This is a genomic window from Pseudomonas sp. JC1203, assembly GCF_056175065.1.
Map to the genome: position 1 here is coordinate 141,309 of NZ_JBWCAM010000009.1, position 25,579 is coordinate 166,887.

Below are 25,579 nucleotides of genomic sequence, written 5' to 3' on the forward strand. Positions count from 1 at the left end.
TCAGCAGGCGGCGCGGCGCAGGGCGGCCTGTTCGCAGATCTGCCGACGACGGGCGTCGTCGGCCGAACGCCATTCGCGAATGTCTTCCACATGGCGGAAGCAGCCCTTGCAGACCTTCTGCTCATCCAGCCGGCACAGGCTGATGCACGGTGACGGCACCGCCGGGCTGACGTTGCTGAACAAGGGCTTGGGCGGGCGGGCCGCCGGTGTTGGAGTGGTCACGCTCAGATCTCTTCGAAGTCCAGCTTCACGCCGGCCTGTTCCCAGGTGGCGCGGGTGAGGATCTCGCCCAGCAGCTCATCGGACTTCTCGCACACCCACTTGCCCGACTCTTCGTCGTAGTCGAAGTGGTAGCCACCCGAACGCGCGGCCAGCCACAGCTGACGCAGGGGTTCCTGGCGGCTGATGATCAGCTGGCTGCCGTTGTCGAACTTGATGGTCATCAGGCCGGACGAAATCTCGACGTCGTCGGCGTGGTCTTCGAACAGTTCTTCCAATGCCTGTTGCGTGGCATCGACCAGGTCATGAAAACGCGCTTCGGTCAAACTCATTGCGGGAACCTCGTAAGTGTCCAATCACACTGCAAGCGCGGGAAGATACGAGCAGCGGCGGCCGATTGCAAAGTTATTACGACCAACTACCCCTTGGCGCGGCGGCCACCGGGCATCAATAGGCAAGCTGCCGGGTGGCCGGTATACTCGGGCGCAATTAATGCTTTTACAAAGGATTTCGCCATGAAGCGCCTGATTTCCGCCCTCGCTGCGCTCGTCGCGGTTGCTTGCCTGCTGTCCGCCTGCGGCCAGAAAGGCCCGCTGTTCCTGCCAGACGGCCAAAAATCCACCGTGGAACAAGACAACCCGTCGAAATCGCACAAACACATGATGTAAGGGAAGACCATGGACGCTTTCAACTACCGCGGCGGTGAGCTGTTCGCGGAAGGCGTGTCGTTGGCCTCCATTGCCGAACGCTTCGGCACGCCAACCTATGTCTATTCCCGTGCACACATCGAACAGCAGTACCGGGCCTATGCCGACGCCCTCGCGGGCATGTCGCACCTGGTCTGCTTCGCGGTCAAGGCCAACTCCAACCTGGGCGTGCTGAATCTGCTGGCGCGCCTGGGCGCAGGGTTCGACATTGTCTCGGGCGGTGAACTGGAACGCGTCCTGGCCGCTGGCGGCCGTGCCGACCGCGTGGTGTTTTCCGGCGTCGGCAAGACCCGCGAAGACATGCGCCGCGCCCTGGAAGTGGGTGTGCACTGCTTCAATGTCGAGTCCACCGACGAGCTGGAACGCCTGCAGCAAGTGGCTGCCGAGATGGGCGTGCGCGCCCCGGTGTCGTTGCGGGTGAACCCGGACGTCGACGCCGGCACCCACCCCTACATCTCCACCGGCCTTGCGGAAAACAAGTTCGGCATCGACATCGTCGCGGCCGAGGATGTCTACATCCGCGCAGCCCAGCTGCCGAACCTGGAAGTGGTCGGCGTCGATTGCCACATCGGCTCGCAGCTCACCAGCCTGGAACCCTTCCTCGACGCGCTCGACCGCCTGCTGGGCCTGGTCGACCGCCTGGGCGACTGCGGCATCTTCCTGCAGCACATCGACCTGGGCGGTGGCCTGGGCGTGCGCTACCAGGACGAGCAACCGCCACTGGCCGGCGACTACATCAAGGCTGTGCGCGAGCGCCTGCAGGGCCGCGACCTGGCGCTGGTGTTCGAGCCGGGCCGCTACATAGTCGCCAATGCCGGCGTGCTGCTGACCAGGGTCGAATACCTCAAGCACACCGACCACAAGGACTTCGCCATCGTCGATGCGGCCATGAACGACCTGATCCGCCCGGCCCTGTACCAGGCCTGGATGGATGTCAGCGCCGTGCAGCCACGCGAAGGCGAAGGCCGCAGCTATGACATCGTCGGGCCCATCTGCGAGACCGGCGACTTCCTCGCCAAGGCGCGCCAGCTGGCCCTTGCCGAAGGCGACCTGCTGGCCGTGCGTTCGGCCGGAGCGTATGGTTTCGTCATGAGCTCGAACTACAACACCCGCGGCCGTGCCGCTGAAGTGCTGGTCGATGCCGACCAGGCGTTTGAAGTGCGCCGCCGTGAAACGGTCGCCGAACTGTTCGCGGGCGAAAGCCTGTTGCCGGAGTAAACCCATGCTGCTGCGCTTTACCAAAATGCATGGGCTGGGCAATGACTTCATGGTCCTGGACCTGGTCAGCCAACACGCACATATCCTGCCCAAGCATGCCAAACAATGGGGCGACCGCCACACCGGCGTCGGCTTCGACCAACTGCTGCTGGTGGAGGCGCCAAGCAACCCGGACGTCGACTTCCGCTACCGCATCTTCAATTCCGACGGCTCGGAAGTGGAGCAGTGCGGCAACGGTGCGCGCTGCTTCGCCCGCTTCGTGCTGGACAAGCGCCTGACCGCCAAGAAGCGCATTCGGGTGGAAACCAAGAGCGGTATCATCGAGCTGGATATCCGCAACGACGGCCAGATCAGCGTCGACATGGGCCCACCGCGCCTGGTGCCCGCCGACATCCCGTTCGTGGCCGACGCCCAGGCGAAGAATTACGACGTGGAAGTCGACGGCCAGGTGGTGAACCTGGCTGCGGTGTCCATGGGCAACCCCCACGCGGTGCTGAAGGTCGACGACATCAACGCCGCGCCGGTGCACCAGCTGGGCCCGAAAATCGAACACCATCCGCGCTTCCCGGCGCGGGTGAACGTCGGCTTCCTGCACGTGGTCGACCGTCAGCGCGCGCAACTTCGCGTATGGGAACGTGGCGCCGGGGAAACCCAGGCCTGCGGTACCGGCGCCTGCGCCGCGGCGGTTGCCGCCATCAGCCAGGGCTGGATGGATTCACCGCTGTTGATCGACCTGCCCGGCGGGCGCCTGTCCATCGAATGGGCGGGCCCCGGCCAGCCCGTGCTGATGACCGGCCCGGCGGTGCGCGTCTACGAAGGACAAGTGCGTCTATGAGCGAGCCACGACCATGACCAAGAAGCCCCAGGCACCTGCACCACAGCCCCTTGATACCGTTGAGGACAGCGCGGCGCCGGCCCCCGGGGCGGACGCGGTGGCAGCATTCCTGCAGGCCAACCCGGAGTTCTTCGTGGAACGCGAAGAACTGCTGCTCAGCCTGCGCCTGCCGCACCAGCGTGGCGACACCGTGTCGCTGGTGGAGCGGCAGATGAAGCTGCTGCGCGAGCGCAACATCGAGATGCGCCACCGCCTTTCGCAACTCATGGACGTGGCCCGCGACAACGACCGCCTGTTCGACAAGACCCGCCGGCTGATCCTCGACATCCTCGATGCTGCCAGCCTGGAGGAAGTGGTCATTGCCGTGGAAGACAGCCTGCGCCAGGAATTCCAGGTGCCCTTCGTCAGCCTTATCCTGTTCAGCGAAATTGCCACCCCGGTGGGCCGCTGGGTCAGCAGCAGCGAAGCGCACCAGGCCATCGGCGCCCTGCTGTCGGGCGGCAAGACCGTCAGCGGCAGCCTGCGCGACCACGAGCTGGATTTCCTGTTCGGCGAGGAACAGCGCAAGCAGGTCGGCTCCACCGCCGTGGTAGCGCTCACGCATCAAGGCCTGCACGGCGTGCTGGCCATCGGCAGCCGCGACCCGCAGCACTACAAAAGCTCGGTGGGCACGCTGTTCCTGAGCTACATCGCCGAGATCCTGGGCCGCGTGCTGCCGCGCTTCACCAGCAGCCTGCGCTCGGTACGCTGACCGTGCAGGCGCACCTGGACGCTTACTGCGCGCACTTGCGCAGTGAGCGGCAAGTGTCCGACCACACCCTGCAAGCCTACCGGCGCGACCTGGACAAGGTGTTGGCGTTCTGCACGAAGGAACAGCTGGCCAGCTGGAACGCGCTGGACATCCAGCAACTGCGCCGCCTGGTCGCCCGCCTGCACCAGCAGGGGCAATCCTCGCGCAGCCTGGCGCGCCTGCTGTCGGCCGTGCGCGGCTTGTATCGCTACCTCAACCGCGAAGGCATCTGCAGCCACGACCCGGCCAATGGCCTGTCACCGCCCAAGGGCGAGCGCCGCCTGCCGCGCACCCTCGACACCGACCGCGCGTTGCAGCTGCTGGAAGGCGCCGTGGAGGATGATTTTCTCGCCCACCGCGACCAGGCCATGCTGGAGCTGTTCTACTCCTCTGGCCTGCGCCTTTCGGAGCTGACCAGCCTGAACCTTGAGCAGCTGGACCTGGCTGACGGCCTGGTGCAGGTGCACGGCAAGGGCAGCAAGACCCGCGTGCTGCCGGTAGGCCGCAAGGCGCGCGAAGCGCTGCAGCAATGGCTGCCCCTGCGCGGCCTGAGCAACCCTGCCGACGATGCCGTGTTCGTCAGCCAGCAGGGCCGGCGCCTGGGCCCGCGGGCCATTCAGCTGCGGGTCAAGGCCGCGGGTGAACGCGAGCTGGGCCAGAACCTGCACCCGCACATGCTGCGGCACTCTTTCGCCAGCCATTTGCTGGAGTCCTCCCAGGACCTGCGCGCGGTGCAGGAAATGCTCGGCCATGCCGACATCGCCACCACGCAGATCTACACCCACCTGGACTTCCAGCACTTGGCCACGGTCTACGACAGCGCCCACCCACGGGCCAAACGCAGCAAGGACAGTGACACATGAGCATCGAGCTGATTACCTTCGACCTCGACGACACCCTGTGGGACACCGCGCCCGTTATCGTCAGCGCCGAAGCGGTGCTGCGCGATTGGCTGGCGAAGCACGCACCAAAACTGGGCGGCGTGGAAGTCGAGCACTTGTTCGCCATTCGCCAGCGCCTGGTGGACGCCGAGCCTGGCCTGAAGCACCGCATCAGTGCGCTGCGCCGGCTGGTGCTGCTGCAAGCCCTGCGCGAGGCCGACTACCCCGAGGCTGAAGCAGAGCCGCTGGCGCAAAAAAGCTTCGAAGTATTCCTGCATGCCCGGCACCAGATCGAGGTGTTCCCCGAGGTGCTGCCCGCATTGGAGCAACTGGGCCAGCGCTACACCCTGGGCGTGGTCACCAACGGCAACGCCGACGTGCGCCGGCTGGGCCTGGCCGACCGCTTCGGCTTCGCCCTGTGCGCCGAAGACCTGGGCATCGGCAAACCCGACCCGGCGCTGTTCAACGAGGCGCTGAAGCGCGCTGGCGGCGTGGCGGCCAGCGCTGCGGTGCACGTGGGTGACCACCCCGGCGACGATATCTTCGGCGCCCAGCAGGCTGGCTTCCGCGCCATCTGGTACAACCCGCAGGGCAAAACCTGGCAGGCCGACCACAAGCCGGACGCCGAGGTGCGCAGCCTGCTGGAGATCCCGCAGGTGCTGGCGGGCTGGAAATAACCAATCCCCAGGCATGAAAAAGCCCGCAGCGACGGCGGGCTTTTTTCATGCAAGCAAGGACTCAGATAGGGCGGCTGCCGTATTTGTTGTCCGGCTTCTTGGGCGGGTCGGCGACCACGTTGGCCTCGACTTCCTGCACCTTGCCACCACGTGCCAGGAATTCTTCCATTGCACGGGCAAGGGCATCACGCTCCTTGTTCTTGGCTTCAATGCTTGGCAGTTCGTCTACCGACACTGCAGCCTTGGATTTGCCTTTGGCCGAGGGCGCGGGGGTATCGTCGCCGCTGTCGTCGGCAACGTCTTCAGCTGCCGCTTCCAGGCCTTCCTCGGTATCGTCCTCGTCACCTACTTCGAGTTCGTCGTTTTCCAGATCATCGTCGCTCATGTTCTACCTCATGACTTGCGAAAAGCAGATTATTTATAGCCCAGCCTGACCGTCTGTCGATGGCTGCCGGGAAAAATTCTTATCCGTCGGTTTGCCGACGTTCAATTGGCCTCGCCCTGCAACGTGACGAGCACCCTGCGAGCACCGCCATGATCACGGTGCTCACCCAAATACACGCCTTGCCAGGTACCCAGCGCCAGCCGCCCGTCCCGCACCGGCAACGTCAGTTGACAGCCTAGCAAACTGGCCTTGAAGTGCGCCGGCAGGTCATCCGCGCCCTCGTCGTTGTGTTCGTAACCGCTGACGCCCTGAGGCACCAGGCGGTTGAAAAAACGCTCGAAATCGCGACGAACCGCAGGGTCGGCATTTTCGTTGATGGTCAACGAAGCCGACGTATGTTGCAGCAGCAGGTGCAGCAGGCCGATTCGGCATGCACGCAACTCTGGCCAGTCGTGCAGCAGCTCATCCGTTACCAGGTGAAAGCCGCGCGGCCTTGGCTTCAAGGTGATCAACCGTTGCTGCCACATACCATTCTCCACACGTTCGGGGCGCATTCTAGCGCGCTCTGGGAAAAAGCAAAGGGGCTAAATTCATCATTCCCTGTAAGCCAATCGCCTATCTGTCGCGGTTGTCGGGACTTGGCTAGCAGAAACCGTTTGCGCCTTGGGTAAATGACAAATCGCAGGCAAAAAAATGCCCGGCAAGCCGGGCATTTTTTCGCAGGCGGTTACAGGTTGTAGCCGCGCTCGTTGTGTTGCGCCAGGTCCAGGCCAACCGACTCTTCTTCGTCGTTGACGCGCAGGCCCATGACCACGTCCAGCACCTTGAGGATGATGTAGGTCACCACGGCGGTGTAGACGATGGTGAACGCCACGCCCTTGAACTGAATCCAGACCTGGGCACCGATGTCGGTCACGGTGCCGAAGCCGCCCAGCGAAGGGGCTGCGAATACACCGGTGAGGATGGCACCGAGGATACCGCCGATACCGTGCACGCCGAAGGCGTCCAGGGAGTCGTCGTAGCCCAGTTTGCGTTTCAGGGTAGTGGCGCAGAAGAAACACACCACGCCTGCGGCAAGGCCAATCACCAGGGCGCCCATCGGGCCCACGGTACCGGCAGCCGGGGTGATGGCTACCAGGCCAGCTACCACGCCCGATGCGATGCCCAGGGCGCTAGGTTTGCCGTGGGTGATCCACTCGGCGAACATCCAGCCCAGTGCGGCGGCAGCGGTGGCGATCTGGGTAACCAGCATGGCCATGCCGGCGGTGCCGTTGGCAGCAGCGGCGGAACCGGCGTTGAAGCCGAACCAGCCTACCCACAGCATGGCGGCGCCCATCAGGGTGTAGCCCAGGTTGTGCGGGGCCATTGGGGTGGTCGGGAAGCCTTTGCGCTTGCCCAGCACCAGGCACGCCACCAGGCCTGCAATACCGGCGTTGATGTGCACCACGGTACCACCGGCGAAGTCCAGCACGCCCCAGTCACCCAGCAGCGAACCCGGACCGGACCAGACCATGTGCGCGATCGGTGCGTACACCAGGGTGAACCAGATGCCCATGAACACCAGCATGGCCGAGAACTTCATGCGCTCGGCGAAGGCACCCACGATCAGCGCCGGGGTGATGATGGCGAAGGTCATCTGGAAGGTGACGAACACGGCTTCAGGAATCAGCGCCGCAGGGCCGGTGATGCTGGCCGGGGTGATGCCCGCCAGGAAAGCCTTGGCCATGCCGCCGAAGAAGGAGTTGTAGTTGACCACCCCAGCTTCCATACCGGTGGTATCGAACGCCAGGCTGTAACCGTAGATCGTCCACAGAATGCTGATCAGGCCGGTGATGGCGAAGCACTGCATCATTACCGACAGGATGTTCTTGGAGCGGACCATGCCGCCGTAGAACAAGGCCAGGCCCGGGATGGTCATGAACAGCACCAGGGCGGTGGAGGTCAGCATCCAGGCGGTGTCACCGGAGTTGAGTACGGGGGCGGCGGGGGCTGCCACCTCGTCGGCTGCCAGCGCAAGCGTTGGCAAAACGAGGGACAAAAGGGCTCCTAGCCCTGCGAAACGACGCAGAGTCATGTTGTTATCTCCTGGGGCTTTGGGGTTTGGGGCGGCTTTAGATCGCGTCGGTATCGGTTTCGCCGGTACGGATGCGAATGGCCTGTTCCAGATTCACCACGAAAATCTTGCCGTCGCCGATCTTGCCGGTGTTGGCAGCCTTGGTGATCGCCTCGATCACCCGGTCCAGATCCTTGTCGTCAATGGCGACATCGATCTTCACCTTGGGCAGGAAGTCGACCACGTATTCCGCGCCGCGATACAGCTCGGTGTGGCCTTTCTGGCGCCCGAAGCCTTTCACCTCGGTTACGGTAATGCCCTGCACGCCGATTTCGGACAGCGACTCGCGTACGTCGTCCAATTTGAACGGCTTGATGATGGCAGTGACTAGCTTCATGAAACTCTCTCCCGAATTAGTGGACTTGCCCCAGGAAAACAAACCCAGCTCAAGTCTAAGCGCAGTGCCTGGCTTTGTAACGCGTCGTCGGTCCCACATCCCCTGACCGACCACCAGTACCGCTCCTGACGAAACACATCCCGCTCCGCCTGCGCACTGCATTCGTCACATCGACTGCATCAGTGCATGGGTCATTGGTGTGTAAGCAGAAAGCTTGCCATGTCCGTGCAACCCAACAAATTCGGCTCGTTTACCCCTGCCGCCAGCCCAAGTTCCAGATCTGATCAACGGTTGCGCCCTATCCTGGTGCGCACACGAACGCGGCGATGCGCAAAAACCGTGCGGCCGCCACGCCACTGACTATAGACGCCTGCGTGTTACACTCCAGGCCATCAGATTCAGGAATTTCACCATGCTTGCGCCCAAAGCCTTCCTCGACGCCCTTGGCGACCACGCCTCGCGCCTGTTCAGCAGCGACACCAGCCAGCCCCGCGCCGAACTGGAAAGCCAGTTTAAGGTGCTGCTGCAAAGCGGCTTCAGCAAGCTGGACCTGGTAAGCCGGGACGAATTCGATAGCCAGATGGTGGTGTTGGCCCGCACCCGCGCGCGCCTTGAAGCGTTGGAAGCGAAGATGGCCGAGCTCGAAGCCCGCCTGGCGCCGCCCGCGCAATAACGGCTCGCCTCGCGCCCGGTGGCGCGGCCTGTGGCCGCTGCTACAAGGCATTGGGTTTGTAGCATTGCGTCATACAAACCCGCCCCTCTACACTCCAGCCATACGCGAATGGACTGGGGGCAGCCGCCGATGAACCGCAATGAATTGCGCAAGGCCGACATCAACCTCATGGTGGTTTTCGAGACCTTGATGCTTGAGCGCAACGTCACCCGCGTCGCCGAAAAGCTGTTCCTTGGCCAGCCCACCATCAGCTCGGCGCTCAACCGCCTGCGCAGCATGTTCAACGACCCATTGTTCGTGCGGGTGGGCCACCGCATGGAGCCCACCGCCCGCGCCGAGGAACTGGCCCGGCACCTGTCGCCGGCCCTGGACGCGCTGTCCATCGCCATCAGCCTGAGCCACGACTTCGACCCCGCCGTCAGCACCTCCACCTTCCGCATAGGCCTGTCCGACGACGTCGAGTTCGGCCTGCTGCCCCCGCTGCTGCGCGCCCTGCGCCAAGAGGCGCCGAAGGTGGTATTCGTGGTGCAACACGTGGACTACTGGCGCGTACCCGACCTGCTCGCCTCCGGCGAGATCACCGTAGGCATCAGCCAGACCCGTGGCCTGCCGGCCAACGCCAAGCGCAAACTGCTGCGGCGCATCCAGCCGCGCATATTGCGCGCCGACCAGTCCGACCGTCCGCTGACGCTCGACGAATACTGCGAACGCCCCCACGTGCTGGTCTCGCACATGGCCAACACCAGCGGCGTGGTGGACGAATGGCTGGAAGAAATCGGCCGCAAGCGCAACGTCGTCCTCTCCGTCCCCCAATACAGCGCCCTGCCCGCCCTGCTGGCCGGCACCGACCTGCTCGCCGGCGCGCCGGACTACACCGCCAACGCCATGGTCACCTATGGCAACCTGTTCACCGAGCCGCTGCCGTTCGACACGCCCACGCTGGACCTGTCGATGGTGTGGTTGAGCGTGATGGATACGGACCCGGGGGAGCGGTGGTTAAGGTCGCGGTTGGAGGCGTTCATGAGTGATTTGCCGCGCTGAATATAGCTGGTTAAACGCTATCGCAGTTCAGCACAGACGCTTTGCAATATCCGGATATCGGGGCAACCAACATGCGGAGGCATAAAAAAACCGCCTTTCGGCGGTTTTAGAAAAATGGTCACAAGCGCATCAAGAGCCTTTCTTGCCAGTCAATTGTACAAGGCTGCCTTGCTGAACCGCTTGTCCAACGGACTTCATCAGATTGGCAAGCGCAGAGGCCTTCATCTTTTGGAGGTCTTTAACGTTGAATTTTGCGGTAGCCATACCAGCACCCGTTTGCTTGATGAATGTGGGTCAATCCCAAAGCTTGAAAATCGAATCTATCAGAGATGCGCTGGTACCACAAATCCAGCTGTCTGAGCCTGTCGTCGGTCTCGCCCCCGGCAATGAAGTAGAACTCGTCCACCTGCTTGTCGAAATCCATGAATTTCATCGTAGCGTGGGCAATGCGTTCCGGGATGCGGAACATCATCTGGCGGCGCAAGGACCTGCCTGCCGGGGCCGGCTCGAAACGTTGCCCCCCAAAGAAAAAATCGTAGTGGGCGAATTTCAATAATTGAGCACTTTCGCTTACAACGTGCTGGGTGTCATGAAAGACGATACCTCTGATGGAGGCAGCTACATCCTCCCCATGGCTCACAAGCGGGGAGTAGCTCGCAAGGTAGCGATGCCCGGCACACAGAAAAGGTACGAGCCTTGAATCCCCCATGCCGATAATTTCTCCTATGGCTGTGCAAGGAGCTTCCTCATCCAACTTTTCGTACTGTCTCGTGAGTAAATCCATGTACGCACCCGCCAAATCAAGGGGCGGCATCCTATCACCAGGAAAGTGAGTCTGCTATTGCAGTGCAGCCACCAAACACTGCACAACGCAGCAATACCCCGATGCAATGTCCCCGTGGCATTCCTACCCCCACCCACTACCCTTCAACAACCGCAGGAAGCGGTCACCCTTCAACGCACGGAGCAACCATGTCCCTAGCCATTGTCCACAGCCGCGCCCAGGTCGGGGTCGGCGCGCCGGCCGTCACGGTGGAAACCCACCTGGCCAACGGCCTGCCTTCGCTGACGCTGGTGGGCCTGCCGGAAGCGTCGGTCAAGGAGAGCAAGGACCGGGTGCGCAGCGCCATCGTCAACTCGAACCTGAATTTCCCCGCGCGGCGCATCACCCAGAACCTGGCACCTGCGGACCTGCCCAAGGACGGTGGCCGCTACGACCTGGCCATCGCCCTGGGCATTCTCGCTGCCAGCGGGCAGTTCCCCACGGCGGCGCTGCAGGATGTGGAATGCCTGGGCGAGCTGGCGTTGTCGGGGGCGATACGGCCGGTGCAGGGCGTGCTGCCTGCCGCGCTCGCTGCGCGCGAGGCCGGGCGGGCGCTGGTGGTGCCCTGCGAGAATGCCGAGGAGGCCAGCCTGGCGTCAGGGCTGGTGGTCATTGCCGCCAGCAACCTGCTGGAGCTGGTCTGCCATTTCAACGACCAGCAGCGCATCAGCCCCTTCAGCTCCAACGGCCTGATCCTGCTGGACCGGCCCTACCCCGACCTCAGCGAGGTGCAGGGCCAGCCGGCGGCCAAGCGTGCCCTGCTGGTAGCCGCCGCCGGGGCGCATAACCTGCTGTTCAGCGGCCCGCCCGGCACCGGCAAGACGCTGCTCGCCAGCCGCTTGCCCGGGCTGCTGCCGCCGCTGGATGAGCGCGAGGCGCTGGAGGTCGCGGCCATACAGTCGGTGGCCAGCCTGGCGCCTTTGAAGCACTGGCCGCAGCGGCCGTTTCGCCACCCACATCATTCAGCTTCCGGGGCGGCGCTGGTTGGCGGTGGCAGCCGCCCGCAGCCAGGGGAGATCACCCTCGCCCACCACGGCGTGCTGTTTCTTGACGAACTTCCAGAGTTCGACCGCAAGGTGCTGGAGGTGCTGCGCGAACCGCTGGAGTCTGGCGAAATCGTCATCGCCCGCGCCCGCGATAAAATCCGTTTCCCCGCGCGCTTCCAGCTGGTGGCGGCCATGAACCCCTGCCCCTGTGGATATCTCGGCGACCCCAGCAGCCGTTGCAGTTGCAGTACCGAGCAGATCGCCCGCTACCGCAACAAACTCTCCGGCCCCTTGCTGGACCGCATCGACCTGCACGTCACCGTCGCCCGCGAAACCACCGCCCTCAACCCGACCCCACAGCCCGGCGACGACACCGCCCACGCTGCCGCACGCGTGGCCGCCGCACGCGATCGGCAACTGCGGCGCCAGGGCTGCGCCAACGCCTTTCTCGACCTGCCGGGGCTGAAGGCACACTGCAAGTTATCCACAGCCGATGAGCAATGGCTGGAAACCGCCTGCGAGCGGCTGACGCTGTCACTGCGGGCAGCGCATCGGCTGTTGAAGGTGGCGCGCACCTTGGCGGACCTGGAAGAGGTGGAGCAGGTTGGGCGGGGGCATGTGGCGGAGGCGTTGCAGTATCGGCCCAATAATCAGTGATGCCTGGCGAAGCCCATTCATTCAAGATCCACAGTGGCGGCGCGGCACATACTCGAACACACTAGAACAGCCGAATCGCCCTGGGGCCGCCATGTTCTCATTGATCAGTAACCATCCGTTGACCATCGGTACCGTGCTGCTGTTGATCGACCTGGCCGTGTGGCATTCGATCCCGCAGAAGCACCGCATGGCCCGGCTGGCCACCCGGGCCAGCGCCTTCATCCTGTTCAGCTGGGTGCTCAACTCCACCGGCATGAGCCCGCTGACGCCCGCGCCCTGGCCTGACGATGCCACGTTGAACATGGTGGCAACGCTGCTGGAGATCGTCTGGTGGCTGTTCGCCGCGCGCCTGCTGACGGTGATCCTCGGCGCCCTGATCTTCCAGCGCAACGGCCATACCGGGCGCTTGCTACAGGACGTGATGGGCGCGGTGATCTTCCTGATCGCTATCGTCGCGGCTGCAGCCTATGTGATGCAGCTACCGGTGAAAGGCCTGCTGGCGACTTCCGGGGCCATGGCGATCATCGTCGGCCTGGCGCTGCAAAGCACCCTGAGCGACGTGTTTTCCGGCATCGTGCTGAACACCACCAAGCCGTACCAGGTGGATGACTGGATCGCCATCGACGGCACCGAGGGCAAGGTGGTCGACATCGACTGGCGCGCCACCCACCTGATGACCAGCAACGGCGCCATGGCGGTGATACCCAATTCGGTGGCGGCCAAGGCGAAAATTCTCAACTTCAGCCGCCCCAGCAATATCCATGGCGTGTCCATCAGCATCGCCGTGCCCGCCCAGGTGCGCCCGCGCAAGGTGCTGGACGCGCTGGAAAAGGCCCTGCAAGGCACCACCGCACTGCTGATTTCGCCCAAGCCCAAGGCTGCAGTGAAGGCCTCTACCCTGGAATACATGGAGTACGAGGCCAGCGGTTTCATCCGTTCCATGGACCAGAAGACCGAAGCGCAGAACCTGCTGTTCGACCTGGCGCACCGGCACCTGCAGGCCTCGGGCGTGAGCTGGGCGCTGGAAGCCGCAGAGCGGCCATGGTCGCGGCAGCGCAGCCTGCTGGAAGAAGTGCGGGTGTTCCGTTCGCTGAGCAACGAGGACAAGGACCACCTGGCCGAGAGCATGACCCCGGTGGAGTACCCGGAGGACCAGTTGATCCTGGCCTACGGTGCCACGTCCGAATTCCTCCTGGTGATAGGTACCGGCGTGGTATCGGCGCGCATCAAGGATGGCGAAAAGATGGTCGAGGCCGGGCGCATGGGCCCGGGGGAAATACTGGGCGAGGACAACCTGGTATCCGAGGGTACCTCGCTGGCGGAGTTTCGCTCGCTGACCACCTGCATCCTGTACCGCATCGACAAGCAGGCGCTGAAGGCCTGCATGGGCGAGCGTAGCGAAGTGTTGGCAGCATTCACCAAACTTCAGCATTACCGGCAGCGCAAGAGCCAGTCGTTGCTGCTGCAAAAGCCCACGGAAATCCGCAAGGGTGGCTTCCTTAACTGGTTGCACCTGAAGGAACGCTGACGCAGCCTGCGGCAGCTGCTACGTAACCGTGTGCGATGACGACAATCCGTAGCAGCTGCCGAAGGCTGCGTCCGCGCGCTACAACACCACCCGCAAACACTGCCCCGCGTGGTACAGCGAGAAGCCCGTCTCGTAGAAGCCGGTGCGCAACGCCGGGCGCGTCACCGGCTTGTCCAGCGAGAACGGCAGCGGCAGCCCCGCCGGGTCGTCGCTCAGCAGGTAGTCCGCCAGCGCCTTGCCCACTACCGTGCCGGTGGTGTTGCCACGGCCGTTGTAGCCGGTCACCGAGACCACCCCGGGTGCCGGCTCGAACAGGCGCATCAGGTGGTCGGGGGTGAAGTCGATGATGCCGGTCCAGTGCATCTCCCAATCGACCTTGCCCAAGGCCGGGAAATAATGGCCCTGGATGCGGTCGGCCCAGCGCCGTACGAACCAGGCCGGTTTGTTGTCGACGCGGCCCATGCTGCCCAGCAACAGGCGGCCATCGGCGTCGCGGCGGATGCTGCTGAGCACCGTGCGGGTGTCCCACGAGCCCTGGCCGTGGCGCAGCACCGCGTCGGCGGCCGCGCCCACCAGCGGCTTCGAGGCCACCTGGTAGTAGTAGCCACGGAAGTAGCGGCGCTTGAGGTCGGTCCAGTCGCCTTCGGTGTAGGCGCCAGTGGAGATCACCACCTTGGCGGCGCTGACCTCGCCCCTGGCCGTCTTCACCAGCCAGCCATCGCCCTGGCGTTGCAGCTGCTCCACCGGCGAATGCTCGTGAACCGCGCCACCCAGGCGTTTCACCGCCGCCGCCAGGCCTTGGGTGTAGGCCATGGGATTGATGGTGCCCGCGCGCCGGTCCAGCAGCGCGGCGGAAATTTTCGTGGTGCCGCAGTATTCTTCGCAGCGCGCGCCGGTCAGCAATTCCACATCGGCACCGCGGCGGCGCCACTGCTCGTTGCGGCTTTCCAGATCAGCCACGCCGGTAGCGTTGTGGGCCATGTGCAGGGTGCCGGCATTGCGCGCCTGGCAGTCAATGCCCAGGCGCTCGATCATGGCGAACACCGCAGCCGGCGCTTCACCCAACACCTTGTTCAAGCGGCTGCCCTGCTCGCGGCCCAGGGTGGCTTCGACGTCGTCGGGGCGAATCCAGGTGCCGGCGTTGACCAGCCCCACATTGCGCCCCGAACCGCCATGGCCGACCTGATGCGCCTCAAGCAGCACCACCCGCTGGCCTTTCTCCAGCAGGGCGATGCCGGCATTGAGCCCGGTGATGCCGCCGCCAATCACGCAGACATCGGCCTTGGCCGAGCCCGCCAGTGCTGCAGTGGCGGCAGCTGGCGGTGTGAGGTGTTCCCAAAGACATTCCTGACGCAATTGAGTCATGACGCGAACCCGGTCAAATCAAAGGAAAGGGGCCACTGGGGCCGGACTCAATCGAACACAATGCCCTGGGCCAGCGGCAGCTCGCGCGAGTAGTTCACCGTGTTGGTCTGGCGGCGCATGTAGGCTTTCCAGGCATCGGAGCCCGACTCGCGGCCACCACCGGTTTCCTTCTCGCCACCAAATGCCCCGCCGATTTCCGCGCCGCTGGTGCCGATGTTGACGTTGGCGATGCCGCAGTCGCTGCCCGCGGCGCTCTGGAAGCGCTCAGCCTCGCGCAGGTCGGTGGTGAAGATGCACGACGACAGGCCTTGCGGCACTTCGTTGTTCAGGCGCAGCGCCTCTTCGAATTCATCGTAGGCCAGCACGTACAGGATGGGCGCGAAGGTCTCGTGGCGCACCACCTCGCTCTGGCCTGGCATTTCGGCAATGGCCGGGCTCACGTAGTAAGCATCAGGGTATTGCTGCGCCAGCTGGCGCTCGCCACCGAACACCTGGCCACCTTCGTCGCGGGCCTTGGCCAGCGCGCCTTGCATGGCGTCGAACGACGCCTTGTCGATCAGCGGGCCCACCAGGTTGTCCTTGCGCGGGTCGCCGATGCGCACTTTGGCGTAGGCCGCTTTCACCCGTGCCACTACTTCGTCCTTGATGGAGGAATGCACGATCACCCGGCGCAGCGTGGTGCAGCGCTGGCCAGCGGTACCGACGGCAGAGAACAGGATGCCGCGTACGGCCAGGTCGAGGTCGGCGCTGGGGGCCAGGATCATGGCGTTGTTGCCACCCAGCTCAAGAATGCTGCGGCCGAAGCGGGCCGCCACGCGTGGGCCCACTTCGCGGCCCATGCGGGTGCTGCCGGTGGCGCTGACCAGCGGCACGCGCGGGTCGTCCACCAGGGCTTCGCCGGCTTCACGGTCGCCGATCACCACCTGGCACAGGCCCTCGGGTGCTTCGCCGAATTGCTTCAGGGCTTTTTCAAACAGGGCCTGGCAAGCCAGGGCGGTGAGCGGGGTTTTTTCCGACGGTTTCCAGATCACCGAATCACCGGCAACCAGCGCCAGGGCGGTGTTCCATGCCCACACCGCCACCGGGAAATTGAAGGCACTGATTACGCCGACCACGCCCAGCGGGTGCCAGGTTTCACGCATGTGGTGGCCAGGGCGCTCAGAAGCGATGGTCAGGCCGTACAGCTGGCGCGACAGGCCCACGGCGAAATCGCAGATGTCGATCATTTCCTGCACTTCGCCCAGGCCTTCCTGGGTGATCTTGCCGGCTTCAATGGACACCAGCTCGCCCAGCTGGGCCTTGTGCTGGCGCAGCACTTCGCCGAACAGGCGCACCAACTCACCGCGGCGCGGCGCCGGCACATCGCGCCAGGCCAGGAAGGCCTTTTGCGCAACGTCGATCTTGGCCAGCACCTGGGCTTTGTCTTCCAGGGTCACCGCGGCGATCTGGCTGCCATCGATGGGGGTGTGAACGGGATGGTTGCCGTGGGTGTAGGCACTGGCCGCGACGCCGAGGCTCTGAAGCAGTCCATCAACCATTTTCTTCTCCTGCATGCGATGAGTTGTTGAAATCAAGCGATGGGATCAGTATTAATCCGAATAGTGATGCGCAACAAACGACCTTTATTCAGCACATCATTCCACCCAGGCATGATGTTTTACCCGTTTGCCCGCCGAGATCGACATGTCCAAACGCCTGGTGCCTTCGATGGCCGCCCTGCAGTGCTTCGAAGCCGCCGCCCGGCACTTGAGTTTTACCCGCGCCGCCGAGGAATTGCACCTCACCCAGAGCGCGGTGAGCAAACAGGTGGCGCAACTGGAAGAGATGCTGCGCCACCACCTGTTCCTGCGCATTCGCCGGCGCCTGCAGCTGACCCCGGCCGGCAGCCTGTACCTGGCCGAGGTGAACAAGATCCTGGTGCAGGTGGACATGTCCAGCCGCTACATCCTCTCCTACGGCCAGGAAACCGAAGTGCTGACCGTGGCCACGCAGCCCAGCTTCGGCGTCGGCTGGTTGATTCCGCACCTGAAGGGCTTCGGCAAGCGCCACCCCAATATCCACCTGGACATCCGCAACGAACTGGAGCCCTTCAACCTGCTGCAGGCCAAGGCCGACGTGGTGTTCTTCTTCGGCCAGGGCACCTGGCCCGGCGCAACCTGCATGGAGCTGTTCACCGAAGAAGTGGTGCCCGTGTGCGCCCCTGACCTGCTGGGCGGCCACGAATTGGGTAGCGCCGAAGAGCTGTCGCAACAGGTGCTGCTGCAAAGCACCTCGCGGCCCGAGACCTGGCACGAATGGTTCCTGGAACAGGGCCTGCACTCGGCCAACAGCTACCACGGCCCGCGCTTCGACACCTTCTACATGTGCATCAGCGCCGCGCTGTCAGGCTGCGGCGTGGCGTTGGTGCCGCGCTACCTGGTGGCGCGCGACCTGGCCGAGGGCAAACTGGTGGTGCCATGGCCGCACGCGATGCGCAGCAACGGCGCGTATTTCCTGGCGTACCAGGAGCATTCGGCGGAAGTGCCGAAAGTGCGGGCGTTGGTGGATTGGGTGTCGGAACAGGTGGGCGCGCAACACGAATTTTCGGAATGAAACACCGACTTTTTTTCGCTTGCGACGCCAGGTCATTCCCCGCTTTCATAGGCACAGCTCACCCACCCGGAGTTTCGCCATGCCCAGCTTCGTCAGCCCCGACGCGATCCGCGCCCGGTTTTCCCGTGCCATGTCCGACATGTACAAGCAGGAAGTCCCGCTTTACGGGGCGCTGCTGGAGCTGGTGGGCGAGGTCAACCAGGCCGTCATGGCCCGGCAGCCGGACGTTGCCCAGGCGCTGCAATGGACCGGCGAGATCCAGCGCCTGGACATGGAGCGCCACGGCGCCATCCGTGTGGGCACCGCCGCAGAGCTTTCCACCATCGCCCGCCTGTTCGCGGTCATGGGCATGCAGCCCGTGGGCTATTACGACCTGACCCCTGCCGGCGTGCCGGTGCATTCCACGGCCTTTCGCGCGGTGCACGAGCAGTCGCTGCAGGTCAGCCCGTTCCGCGTGTTCACCTCGCTGCTGCGCCTGGAGCTGATCGACAACCCGCCCCTGCGCGAACTGGCCCAGGCGCTGCTCGCGCAACGGCAGATCTTCACGCCGCGCGCCCTGCAACTCATCGAGCAATGCGAAAACGACGGCGGCCTCGACGAAGCCGACGCCGAGACGTTCGTCACCCAGGCGCTGGAAACCTTCCGCTGGCACCACGACGCCACGGTCAGCAGCACGCAGTACCAGCAACTGCACGACCAGCACCGGTTGATCGCCGACGTGGTGGCCTTCAAGGGCCCGCACATCAACCACCTCACCCCCCGCACATTGGACATCGATGCCGTGCAGGCCGCCATGCCCGGCAAAGGCATCAGCCCCAAGGCAGTGATAGAGGGCCCGCCCACCCGCCGCCACCCCATTCTGCTGCGCCAGACCAGCTTCAAGGCCCTGCAGGAGAGCGTCGCTTTCACCGACCAGCACGGTACCTGCGGCAGCCACACCGCGCGCTTCGGCGAAATAGAACAGCGCGGCGCGGCCCTGACGCCCAAGGGGCGCGAGCTTTACGATCGTTTATTGAACAATTCCCGCGAGGCGCTGGCAGGCTTCCCCAGCGAGGGCAATGCCGCTGAATACATGCGCCAACTGGGCGAGCACTTCGCCGAGTTCCCGGATGATGTGCAGCAGATGCGCGAGCAGGGCCTGGCCTACTTCCGCTATTTCGCTACCGAAGCAGGCTTGGCCGCACGCGAGCAGCGTGGCCGGCCCACCAGCCTGCAGCGGCTGATCGATGCCGGGCACGTGCATTTCGAGCCGTTGGTGTACGAGGATTTCCTGCCGGTGAGCGCCGCCGGCATCTTCCAGTCCAACCTGGGCGACCACGCCCAAAGCCACTACGCCGGCGGCTCTACCCAGCAGGCGTTTCACCAGGCCCTGGGCCGGCCGGTGCTGGATGAGCTTGGGCTGTATGCCCAAAGCCAGCGCCGCTCACTGCAGCAGTGCGCGGCGCAGCTGGGGTTGGCGAGCCTGGCCTGAGCCTTAGCGGCCGACGCGGAAGCGGTTCACTTCCTGGCGCAGGTCCGCGGCCAGGGTTTCCAGTTCGCGGGCGGTGATGGCCAGGTTGGAGACCACTTCGCGCTGCTCGCTGTTGGCCAGGGCGATGCTTTGCAGGTTGCTGCTGAGCAACGTCGCGGTGCTGCTTTGCTCCTGCGTGGCGGTGGTGATGGCCGCGAACTGCTGGCCGGCCGAGCGGCTTTGCTCGTCGATATGCGACAGCGCTGCAGCGACCTTGGCATTGCGCGACAGGCCTTCTTCCATCAGTTCCTTGCCCTGCTCCATGGTGCTGATGGCATTGCCGGTCTCGTGCTGAATGCTGCCGATCATGGCCGAGATTTCATCGGTGGCCTGGCGCGTACGCGAGGCCAGGCTGCGCACCTCGTCGGCCACCACGGCAAAGCCGCGGCCCTGCTCGCCGGCGCGCGCGGCTTCGATAGCGGCGTTCAGCGCCAGCAGGTTGGTCTGTTCGGCGATCGAGGTGATCACCCCGACGATGCCGCCGATCTCCTGGGAGCGCTGGCCCAGGGTGTTGATCACGGTGGCGGTGCTGTTCAGTGCCCCGGCAATCTGTTCCAGCGACGAGGACGCCTCGGTCATCGAGGTGCGGCCGATGCGCGTCTGCTCGGCGTTCTCCTGGGCCATGCGCTGGGTGTTGCCCATGTTGTCGGCGATGTTCAGCGAGGTGGCGCTGAACTCTTCCACCGCGCCAGCCATGCTGGTGATTTCGCCAGACTGCTGCTCCATGCCTTCGTAGGCGCCGGTGGACATGCCCGACAGCGCCTGTGCACGGCCGCTGACTTCGTGGGCAGCATTGCGGATGTGCGTGACCATGGTGGCCAGCGCTTCGCCCATGTGGTTGAAGCTGCGCGCCAGCTGGCCGATTTCGTCGTTGCTGGCCACGCTCAGGCGCGCGTCCAGGTCGCCGGCACCCAGGGCCTCGGCCTGGCGCACCAGGTCGCCCAGCGGCTTGAGCTTGGTGCGCAGCAGCCACATCGACACGCCCACCGCCAGCAGCATGGCCAGCAGGCTGCCGATGGCCAGGCGAATGCCCACGCTCCAGGTCACCGCGCGGATCTCGGCCTTGGGCATGGTCGCCAGCACGCTCCAGGGGCCGCCATCGAAACGCACGGCCACGCTGTAGAAGTCTTCGTTGGTGTCGCTCCAGAAGTCGCCCTTGCCCGGGTGCTTGATGAAGGTGTCGAGGGTGCCGGTGGCCTTGTCCAGCGCTTGCACGCCAGCCGGGGCCACCAGCCACTTGTTGTTTTCATCCAGCAGCGCCAGCGAACCGGTATGGCCGATGCGGAAGCGGCGCAGGTTGTCGAACTGGGCGTTTTGCGCGTCGGTGTAGTCGAAGCCGACGAACAGCACGGCGATAACCCGGCCGTTACGGTCGCTGACCGGGGTGTACTGGGTCATGTAATAGCGGTCGAACAGCAGCGCGCGGCCCACATAGTTCTGGCCCGCCAGCAGGCGCGTGTACGCCGGGTGCTGGTGGTCGAGCAGCGTGCCGATGGCGCGGCTGCCGTCCTGCTTGGTCAGCGAGGTGCTGATGCGCACGAAGTCGTCGCCCTTGCGCACGAACACGGTGGCCACGCCAGCGGTCATCTGGCGGAAGTCGTCCACTTCGCGGAAATCGTTGTTCAGCGCCTTGCCGTTGAGCAGCAGGCTGGGGGTGGGCACGCCGGCCACGGTGACAGGCGTCTCGCTGTCCAGGGTCAGGCCGCTGGCGAAGCGCTTTTCAAACAGCCCGCTCAGGCGCTGGGTGCTGTCGCGCAGGGTGCCGTGGAAGGTGCTGAGCTGGTCGGCCAGCAGCCGCGCCTCGCTGGCGAGGTGCTGCTCGCGGGTGGCGAGGTTGGCGCTGTCCAGCGAGCGCAGGGCGAAGACAGTGCTGCCGCTAATGACGACAGCGAGAATGGCCGCAAGGGCGATACCGAGTTGCGAGGCAATTCGGGCACGGGGTTGAGACATGATGGCTCCTGACCGCAGGGCACACCCGAAATGCTCGGGGCCAGGCGGCGTAGTGTTCGATTCGGTTTTAAACGGACCTTTCTGAATGAGGTCCTGCACCCTGTAGATTCGGCTGCGGCGGCCAATACTTGAGTGCTTGGGCAGGTTATTCGCAAACGTTAAACTGATGGCATTTTAGCGGCTTTTCGCCACCTAACGAAGAATTTCGACCACCGGCAATTCCATCGCCTGCACCTCGGCCTGGAGGAAATCGCTGAGGCGCTTGAGGCGCTCGCCACCCGGACGGGTCTTGGGCCACACCAGGTAATAGTTCAGCCCACTGGCCACTGCGCTCGGCCACGGCAGGCTCAAGCGGCCCTGGGCCACGTCCTCGGCCACCATCAGCAGGTCGCCGATGGACACGCCATAGCCGCGCGCCGCGGCGATCATGCCCAGCTCCAGGGTGTCGAAGGCCTGGCCGCCCTTGAGCGAGATACGCTCGGCCAAGCCCATGCGCTCCAGCCAGTCACGCCAGTCGCGGCGGTCCGGGGTGGGGTGCAACAGCTCCACCGCGGCCAACTGTTCAACCGTCCACGGCTGGTCACTGATCAACGCGGGCGAGCCCACCGGAATCAGCAGTTCAGGGAAGAGATAGGTGGCCTGCCAGTCGGGCGGGAAGTTGCCGTCGCCCAGCAGCACCGCGCAATCGAACGGCTCGTGGTTGAAGTCGACGTGGTCCACGTCCATCCAGGCGCTGGTGAGCTGTACCTCGTTGCCGGCCTGCAGGTGGCGGAAGCGGCTGAGCCGCGCCAACAGCCAGCGCATGGTGAGGGTGGAAGGCGCCTTCATGCGCAGCACATCGTCTTCGCTTTGCAGCGTGGCGCACGCCCGCTCCAGGGCGGCGAAGCCCTCGCGCACGCCGGGCAGCAGCAGGCGCGCCGACTCGCTGAGCTGCAGGTTGCGGCCATTGCGCTGGAACAGTCGGCAGGAGAAGTGCTCTTCCAGCGTGCGGATGTGCCGGCTGACCGCGCTTTGGGTAATCGATAACTCATCTGCCGCGCGCGTGAACGAGCTATGGCGGGCAGCGGCCTCGAAGGCACGCAGGGCATACAGAGGCGGCAGGCGACGGGACATGAGGGCGATTCCTGGAAATACCACTGGCTCTGGTGGGTGATATTACTCGGATGAGTAAAACTCATGCGAGCCATCGTTTTTATCCTTTTGTGCCAAAGCCGACAAACGCCCAGAATTGCCGCTCTCCTGCTACCTGTGAAACGAGCCTGCCCATGCCTTCTGCCATCCGTATCGAACTCGGTGCCCTGCTACGCCTGGCAGGCCCGCTGATTGCCTCGCAACTGGCGCACATGCTGATGGTGCTGACCGACACCCTGATGATGGCGCGCATCGGCCCACAGGCCTTGGCCGGCGGCAGCCTGGGGGCGGTGAGCTACACCTTCGTGTCGATTTTCTGCATTGGCGTGATTGCCGCAGTGGGCACCCTGGCCTCGATTCGCCAGGGCGCCGGCGACACCCTCGGCGTGACCCGCCTCGCCCAGGCCGGGCTGTGGCTGGCATGGGGCATGGCGCTGGCGGGCGCGCTGGTGATGTGGAACCTGGGGCCGCTGCTGCTGATGCTGGGCCAGACCCCGGAAAACGTCGACGGCGCGCGCCAGTTCCTGTTGCTGCTGCCCTTCGCCCTGCCCGGCTACCTGAGCTTCATGGCCCTGCGCGGCTTCACCAGCGCCCTGGGCCGCGCCGGCCCGGTGATGATGATCAGCCTGGTGGCCGTGGTGGCCAACTTCGGCCTCAACTACGCACTGATCGAAGGCCTGTTCGGCCTGCCGAAGCTGGGCCTGACCGGCATCGGCCTGGTCACGGCCATCGTCGCCACCGGCATGGCGGCGGCACTGGCGCTGTACATCCGCCTGCATTCGGCCTACCAGCCCTACCCGCTGCGCCAGGGCCTGGCGCGCCCGCACCTGGCGGCGTTGCGGGAGCTATGGCGGCTGGGCCTGCCAATTGGCGGCACCTATTCGGTGGAAGTCGGGCTGTTCGCCTTCGCGGCGTTGTGCATGGGCACCATGGGCAGCACGCAACTGGCGGCCCACCAGATTGCCCTGCAAATCGTCTCGGTGGCGTTCATGGTACCGGCGGGGCTTTCGTACGCTGTGACCATGCGCGTGGGCCAGCACTACGGCGCCGGCAACCTGCACGCCGTGCGCCTGGCCGGGCGGGTGGGCATCGGCTTTGGTGCCCTGGCCATGCTCGGCTTCGCCCTGCTGTTCTGGGTGGCGCCACAGCCGCTGGTTGAGCTGTTCCTGGACCGCGACAACCCAGGCTTCACCGGGGTTATCCAGCTGGCCGTGGTGTTGCTGGGCATCGCCGCCTGGTTCGAACTGTTCGACGGCGTGCAGACCATCGCCATGGGCGCCATTCGCGGCCTGAAAGACGCCAAGGTCACCTTCCTGGTGGGGCTGGGCTGCTATTGGCTGATCGGCGCGCCAGCGGCGTGGTTGCTGGCGTTCCCGCTGGGCTGGGGGCCGCAGGGTGTGTGGTGGGGCCTGGCGCTGGGGCTGGCCTGCTCGGCCACCAGCCTGACGCTGGCGTTCGAATGGCGCGTGCGGCGGCTCAAGGCCGCCGCTGCGCTCAACCCTGCACCGCGCGCTGGGACAGGCCGAACATCAGGTACTCCTGAAGCTCTGGAAGCGGCAAAGGCTTGCTGATCAGGTAGCCCTGCACCTGGTCGCAGCCAAAGCTGCGCAGCAACGCCAGCTGCTCGGGGGTCTCGACCCCTTCGGCTACCACTTCCAGGTTCAGGTTGTGGGCCAGGTTGATCATGGCGTGCACCAGCTTGCGGTTCTCCTCGCGCTGCTCCATGCCGCCGACGAAGCTCTTGTCCACCTTCAGCAGCGCGATCGGCAGGCTGTTCAGGTGCACGAACGAGGAAAAGCCGGTACCAAAATCATCCAGCGAGAAGCGCACGCCCAGGCGCCCCAGGGCGTCCATGGTCTGCTTGACCAGGTCGTTGCGGCGCATCACCGCAGTCTCGGTCAGTTCGAACTCCAACCAGCGCGCATCGATGCCGCGGTCGGCGATCAGGCGGCCCAGGGTGGCCAGCAGTTGGCTGTCCTGGAACTGGCGGAACGACAGGTTCACCGCCATGTGCAGCTCGGGCAGGCCGGCTTCGCGCAGCGCCTGCATGTCGCGCAGCGCGCGGGAAATCACCCAGTAGCCCAGCGGCACGATCAGCCCGCTTTGCTCGGCCAGCGGCACGAACTCGCTGGGCGGCAGCAGGCCGCGCTCGGCGTGGCGCCAGCGCACCAGCGCTTCCAGGCCGACAATGGCGCCGCTTTGCAGGTCCAGGCGCGGCTGGTAATGCAGCTCCAGTTCGTCGCGGCGCAGGGCGCGGCGCAGTTCGCTTTCCAGGTCGGCCAGGCTGCGGGCGTTGCGGTTGATGCGCTCGTTGAAAATGTGGAAGGTGCAGCCCTGGGTGCTCTTGGCCTGCTGCATGGCAATGTGCGCGTGCCACATCAGCGGGTCGGCGCCGCCCTGGGCACGGGCGTGGGCGATGCCCAGGCTGCAACCGATCAGCAGGCTTTCGCCATCCACCCAGTAAGGCTCGGCCAAGGCCTCGACAATGTTTTCGGCCAGGCGCTCGGCGCGTTCGGCGTCGCGGCGGGTGTCGATCAGCAGCGCGAACTCATCGCTGCCCAGGCGCGCCAGCTGGTCGCCGGCCTCCAGTTGGCTGCGCAAGCGCGCGACCACCTGCAGAATCAGGCGGTCGCCAGCCTGGTGGCCCAGGGCATCGTTGGCGTGGCGGAAGTTGTCCAGGTCCAGGTGCCCCAGGGCCAGGCCGCGGCCTTCGAATTCCGCCAGGCGCGCATTCAGCAGTGTCTGGAAGCCCTGGCGGTTGGCGATACCGGTCAGCGGGTCCTGCTCGGCCAGGCGCTGCAGCGTGCTTTCCAGCAGGCCGCGCTCGCGCACGTGGCGCAGGCAGCGGCGCAGCGCATCAACGCTCAAGGTGTCCTTCACCAGCCAGTCGCTTGCCCCCATTGGCGCCTGCGCCGGCTCGTGCTCCAGCAGCAATACCACCGGCAGGCTGCAGCGCCCTGCGGGCGGTTGCAGTTCGGGGGTAGCCAGCACCACGGCGCTGCGGTCGCTCTGAAATACCTCGCCCACGGCGTCGAACGACTGCGCCACCACCAGCATGGCGGCAGCGCCCAGCGGTGCCAGGCACTCGCGCAGCAACGTCGCCCAGGCTGGGTCGTTGGCCAGAAGCAACAGGCGCACAGGTTCGACGGGCGTAGACAAGC

General features: G+C 64.9%; 25 protein-coding genes. 13 read left to right on the forward strand and 12 right to left on the reverse strand.

Features of this window, described 5'->3' with window-relative positions; genetic code table 11:
* The gene (locus AC0SZ7_RS15480; RefSeq protein WP_475505206.1) at window positions 1–222 is read right to left on the reverse strand and encodes a DUF1289 domain-containing protein; all 222 of its coding nucleotides are present in this window, start codon (window positions 220–222) and stop codon (window positions 1–3) included.
* Window positions 223–224: 2 nt separating this feature from the next.
* Window positions 225–551, reverse strand: coding sequence for an iron donor protein CyaY (cyaY, locus tag AC0SZ7_RS15485; protein WP_475505207.1), 327 nt, complete (start codon window positions 549–551; stop codon window positions 225–227).
* 183 nt (window positions 552–734) lie between these two features.
* On the opposite strand from cyaY, the gene lptM reads away from it, so the two are divergent.
* Genes lptM through AC0SZ7_RS15515 form a run of 6 tightly spaced genes read left to right on the forward strand, consistent with a single transcriptional unit; the run spans window position 735 to window position 5,327 of the window.
* Window positions 735–887 (forward strand): LPS translocon maturation chaperone LptM, encoded by a 153-nt coding sequence (lptM, locus tag AC0SZ7_RS15490; RefSeq protein WP_475505208.1) that lies wholly within the window; start codon window positions 735–737, stop codon window positions 885–887.
* Window positions 888–896: 9 nt separating this feature from the next.
* Complete coding sequence (gene lysA, locus AC0SZ7_RS15495; protein WP_475505209.1) at window positions 897–2,144, forward strand: diaminopimelate decarboxylase; 1,248 nt, start codon at window positions 897–899, stop codon at window positions 2,142–2,144.
* A gap of 4 nt (window positions 2,145–2,148) precedes the next feature.
* Window positions 2,149–2,979 (forward strand): diaminopimelate epimerase, encoded by an 831-nt coding sequence (dapF, locus tag AC0SZ7_RS15500; RefSeq protein ID WP_475505210.1) that lies wholly within the window; start codon window positions 2,149–2,151, stop codon window positions 2,977–2,979.
* A 13-nt stretch (window positions 2,980–2,992) separates the two neighbouring features.
* Window positions 2,993–3,730 carry a DUF484 family protein gene (locus tag AC0SZ7_RS15505; protein WP_475505211.1) on the forward strand — a complete coding sequence of 246 codons (738 nt, stop codon included), beginning with the start codon at window positions 2,993–2,995 and terminating at the stop codon, window positions 3,728–3,730.
* Window positions 3,731–3,732: 2 nt separating this feature from the next.
* Window positions 3,733–4,632 carry a tyrosine recombinase XerC gene (gene xerC, locus AC0SZ7_RS15510; RefSeq protein ID WP_475505212.1) on the forward strand — a complete coding sequence of 300 codons (900 nt, stop codon included), beginning with the start codon at window positions 3,733–3,735 and terminating at the stop codon, window positions 4,630–4,632.
* Window positions 4,629–5,327: an HAD family hydrolase gene (locus tag AC0SZ7_RS15515; RefSeq protein WP_475505213.1), complete on the forward strand. Its 699-nt coding sequence runs from the start codon at window positions 4,629–4,631 to the stop codon at window positions 5,325–5,327. Before xerC ends, AC0SZ7_RS15515 begins: the two co-directional genes overlap by 4 nt.
* Before the next feature lie 61 nt (window positions 5,328–5,388).
* Here the strand turns inward: AC0SZ7_RS15515 and sutA are convergent, their stop codons facing one another.
* The 4 genes from sutA to glnK all read right to left on the reverse strand — a co-directional run bounded on the left by sutA (window position 5,389) and on the right by glnK (window position 8,162).
* Window positions 5,389–5,712 carry a transcriptional regulator SutA gene (gene sutA, locus AC0SZ7_RS15520; protein WP_416421866.1) on the reverse strand — a complete coding sequence of 108 codons (324 nt, stop codon included), beginning with the start codon at window positions 5,710–5,712 and terminating at the stop codon, window positions 5,389–5,391.
* A gap of 101 nt (window positions 5,713–5,813) precedes the next feature.
* A complete protein-coding gene (locus AC0SZ7_RS15525; RefSeq protein WP_475505303.1) occupies window positions 5,814–6,239 on the reverse strand; it encodes a secondary thiamine-phosphate synthase enzyme YjbQ in 426 nt (141 codons plus the stop codon).
* Window positions 6,240–6,439: 200 nt separating this feature from the next.
* Entirely contained in the window at window positions 6,440–7,786 is a 1,347-nt protein-coding gene (locus AC0SZ7_RS15530; RefSeq protein ID WP_475505214.1) for an ammonium transporter, read from the reverse strand.
* 37 nt (window positions 7,787–7,823) lie between these two features.
* Complete coding sequence (gene glnK, locus AC0SZ7_RS15535; protein ID WP_002555808.1) at window positions 7,824–8,162, reverse strand: P-II family nitrogen regulator; 339 nt, start codon at window positions 8,160–8,162, stop codon at window positions 7,824–7,826.
* 412 nt (window positions 8,163–8,574) lie between these two features.
* Here glnK and AC0SZ7_RS15540 point away from each other — a divergent pair, with 412 nt between their 5' ends.
* Window positions 8,575–8,835 carry an accessory factor UbiK family protein gene (locus tag AC0SZ7_RS15540; RefSeq protein WP_475505215.1) on the forward strand — a complete coding sequence of 87 codons (261 nt, stop codon included), beginning with the start codon at window positions 8,575–8,577 and terminating at the stop codon, window positions 8,833–8,835.
* A gap of 129 nt (window positions 8,836–8,964) precedes the next feature.
* Window positions 8,965–9,876: a LysR family transcriptional regulator gene (locus AC0SZ7_RS15545; RefSeq protein WP_475505216.1), complete on the forward strand. Its 912-nt coding sequence runs from the start codon at window positions 8,965–8,967 to the stop codon at window positions 9,874–9,876.
* Between the two features lie 238 nt (window positions 9,877–10,114).
* Here AC0SZ7_RS15545 and AC0SZ7_RS15550 read toward each other — a convergent pair whose 3' ends face one another.
* On the reverse strand, window positions 10,115–10,660 hold the full coding sequence (locus AC0SZ7_RS15550) for a hypothetical protein (protein ID WP_475505217.1): 546 nt from the start codon (window positions 10,658–10,660) through the stop codon (window positions 10,115–10,117).
* A 188-nt stretch (window positions 10,661–10,848) separates the two neighbouring features.
* Between AC0SZ7_RS15550 and AC0SZ7_RS15555 the strand changes: the two genes are divergently transcribed.
* Both AC0SZ7_RS15555 and AC0SZ7_RS15560 read left to right on the forward strand, forming a co-directional pair.
* Window positions 10,849–12,342 carry a YifB family Mg chelatase-like AAA ATPase gene (locus AC0SZ7_RS15555; protein WP_475505218.1) on the forward strand — a complete coding sequence of 498 codons (1,494 nt, stop codon included), beginning with the start codon at window positions 10,849–10,851 and terminating at the stop codon, window positions 12,340–12,342.
* A gap of 91 nt (window positions 12,343–12,433) precedes the next feature.
* On the forward strand, window positions 12,434–13,870 hold the full coding sequence (locus AC0SZ7_RS15560) for a mechanosensitive ion channel family protein (protein ID WP_475505219.1): 1,437 nt from the start codon (window positions 12,434–12,436) through the stop codon (window positions 13,868–13,870).
* 78 nt (window positions 13,871–13,948) lie between these two features.
* Here AC0SZ7_RS15560 and amaA read toward each other — a convergent pair whose 3' ends face one another.
* The gene (gene amaA, locus AC0SZ7_RS15565) at window positions 13,949–15,235 is read right to left on the reverse strand and encodes an L-pipecolate oxidase (RefSeq protein WP_475505220.1); all 1,287 of its coding nucleotides are present in this window, start codon (window positions 15,233–15,235) and stop codon (window positions 13,949–13,951) included.
* Between the two features lie 47 nt (window positions 15,236–15,282).
* Window positions 15,283–16,773 (reverse strand): L-piperidine-6-carboxylate dehydrogenase, encoded by a 1,491-nt coding sequence (gene amaB / locus AC0SZ7_RS15570; RefSeq protein ID WP_475505221.1) that lies wholly within the window; start codon window positions 16,771–16,773, stop codon window positions 15,283–15,285.
* A gap of 145 nt (window positions 16,774–16,918) precedes the next feature.
* Between amaB and gcvA the strand changes: the two genes are divergently transcribed.
* Entirely contained in the window at window positions 16,919–17,827 is a 909-nt protein-coding gene (gene gcvA / locus AC0SZ7_RS15575) for a transcriptional regulator GcvA (RefSeq protein ID WP_475505222.1), read from the forward strand.
* A gap of 79 nt (window positions 17,828–17,906) precedes the next feature.
* On the forward strand, window positions 17,907–19,298 hold the full coding sequence (gene hglS, locus AC0SZ7_RS15580; RefSeq protein ID WP_475505223.1) for a 2-oxoadipate dioxygenase/decarboxylase HglS: 1,392 nt from the start codon (window positions 17,907–17,909) through the stop codon (window positions 19,296–19,298).
* A gap of 3 nt (window positions 19,299–19,301) precedes the next feature.
* Here hglS and AC0SZ7_RS15585 read toward each other — a convergent pair whose 3' ends face one another.
* Both AC0SZ7_RS15585 and AC0SZ7_RS15590 read right to left on the reverse strand, forming a co-directional pair.
* Window positions 19,302–21,287 (reverse strand): methyl-accepting chemotaxis protein, encoded by a 1,986-nt coding sequence (locus tag AC0SZ7_RS15585; protein WP_475505224.1) that lies wholly within the window; start codon window positions 21,285–21,287, stop codon window positions 19,302–19,304.
* Window positions 21,288–21,479: 192 nt separating this feature from the next.
* The gene (locus AC0SZ7_RS15590) at window positions 21,480–22,400 is read right to left on the reverse strand and encodes a LysR substrate-binding domain-containing protein (protein ID WP_475505225.1); all 921 of its coding nucleotides are present in this window, start codon (window positions 22,398–22,400) and stop codon (window positions 21,480–21,482) included.
* Window positions 22,401–22,552: 152 nt separating this feature from the next.
* On the opposite strand from AC0SZ7_RS15590, the gene AC0SZ7_RS15595 reads away from it, so the two are divergent.
* Window positions 22,553–23,989 (forward strand): NorM family multidrug efflux MATE transporter, encoded by a 1,437-nt coding sequence (locus AC0SZ7_RS15595; RefSeq protein WP_475505226.1) that lies wholly within the window; start codon window positions 22,553–22,555, stop codon window positions 23,987–23,989.
* Here AC0SZ7_RS15595 and AC0SZ7_RS15600 read toward each other — a convergent pair.
* Window positions 23,913–25,577: a putative bifunctional diguanylate cyclase/phosphodiesterase gene (locus AC0SZ7_RS15600; RefSeq protein WP_475505227.1), complete on the reverse strand. Its 1,665-nt coding sequence runs from the start codon at window positions 25,575–25,577 to the stop codon at window positions 23,913–23,915. The two genes, AC0SZ7_RS15595 and AC0SZ7_RS15600, sit on opposite strands and share 77 nt — an antisense overlap.
* Window positions 25,578–25,579 lie beyond the last annotated feature (2 nt).

Excerpts from the sequence above, each read along its gene's own strand:
- cyaY (WP_475505207.1), bottom strand. The coding sequence starts at position 551 with ATGAGTTTGACCGAAGCGCGTTTTCATGACCTGGTCGATGCCACGCAA.
- lptM (WP_475505208.1), top strand. The coding sequence starts at position 735 with ATGAAGCGCCTGATTTCCGCCCTCGCTGCGCTCGTCGCGGTTGCTTGC.
- lysA (WP_475505209.1), top strand. The coding sequence starts at position 897 with ATGGACGCTTTCAACTACCGCGGCGGTGAGCTGTTCGCGGAAGGCGTG.
- dapF (WP_475505210.1), top strand. The coding sequence starts at position 2,149 with ATGCTGCTGCGCTTTACCAAAATGCATGGGCTGGGCAATGACTTCATG.
- AC0SZ7_RS15505 (WP_475505211.1), top strand. The coding sequence starts at position 2,993 with ATGACCAAGAAGCCCCAGGCACCTGCACCACAGCCCCTTGATACCGTT.
- AC0SZ7_RS15515 (WP_475505213.1), top strand. The coding sequence starts at position 4,629 with ATGAGCATCGAGCTGATTACCTTCGACCTCGACGACACCCTGTGGGAC.
- sutA (WP_416421866.1), bottom strand. The coding sequence starts at position 5,712 with ATGAGCGACGATGATCTGGAAAACGACGAACTCGAAGTAGGTGACGAG.
- AC0SZ7_RS15525 (WP_475505303.1), bottom strand. The coding sequence starts at position 6,239 with ATGTGGCAGCAACGGTTGATCACCTTGAAGCCAAGGCCGCGCGGCTTT.
- AC0SZ7_RS15530 (WP_475505214.1), bottom strand. The coding sequence starts at position 7,786 with ATGACTCTGCGTCGTTTCGCAGGGCTAGGAGCCCTTTTGTCCCTCGTT.
- glnK (WP_002555808.1), bottom strand. The coding sequence starts at position 8,162 with ATGAAGCTAGTCACTGCCATCATCAAGCCGTTCAAATTGGACGACGTA.
- AC0SZ7_RS15540 (WP_475505215.1), top strand. The coding sequence starts at position 8,575 with ATGCTTGCGCCCAAAGCCTTCCTCGACGCCCTTGGCGACCACGCCTCG.
- AC0SZ7_RS15545 (WP_475505216.1), top strand. The coding sequence starts at position 8,965 with ATGAACCGCAATGAATTGCGCAAGGCCGACATCAACCTCATGGTGGTT.
- AC0SZ7_RS15550 (WP_475505217.1), bottom strand. The coding sequence starts at position 10,660 with ATGGATTTACTCACGAGACAGTACGAAAAGTTGGATGAGGAAGCTCCT.
- AC0SZ7_RS15555 (WP_475505218.1), top strand. The coding sequence starts at position 10,849 with ATGTCCCTAGCCATTGTCCACAGCCGCGCCCAGGTCGGGGTCGGCGCG.
- AC0SZ7_RS15560 (WP_475505219.1), top strand. The coding sequence starts at position 12,434 with ATGTTCTCATTGATCAGTAACCATCCGTTGACCATCGGTACCGTGCTG.
- amaA (WP_475505220.1), bottom strand. The coding sequence starts at position 15,235 with ATGACTCAATTGCGTCAGGAATGTCTTTGGGAACACCTCACACCGCCA.
- amaB (WP_475505221.1), bottom strand. The coding sequence starts at position 16,773 with ATGGTTGATGGACTGCTTCAGAGCCTCGGCGTCGCGGCCAGTGCCTAC.
- gcvA (WP_475505222.1), top strand. The coding sequence starts at position 16,919 with ATGTCCAAACGCCTGGTGCCTTCGATGGCCGCCCTGCAGTGCTTCGAA.
- hglS (WP_475505223.1), top strand. The coding sequence starts at position 17,907 with ATGCCCAGCTTCGTCAGCCCCGACGCGATCCGCGCCCGGTTTTCCCGT.
- AC0SZ7_RS15585 (WP_475505224.1), bottom strand. The coding sequence starts at position 21,287 with ATGTCTCAACCCCGTGCCCGAATTGCCTCGCAACTCGGTATCGCCCTT.
- AC0SZ7_RS15590 (WP_475505225.1), bottom strand. The coding sequence starts at position 22,400 with ATGTCCCGTCGCCTGCCGCCTCTGTATGCCCTGCGTGCCTTCGAGGCC.
- AC0SZ7_RS15595 (WP_475505226.1), top strand. The coding sequence starts at position 22,553 with ATGCCTTCTGCCATCCGTATCGAACTCGGTGCCCTGCTACGCCTGGCA.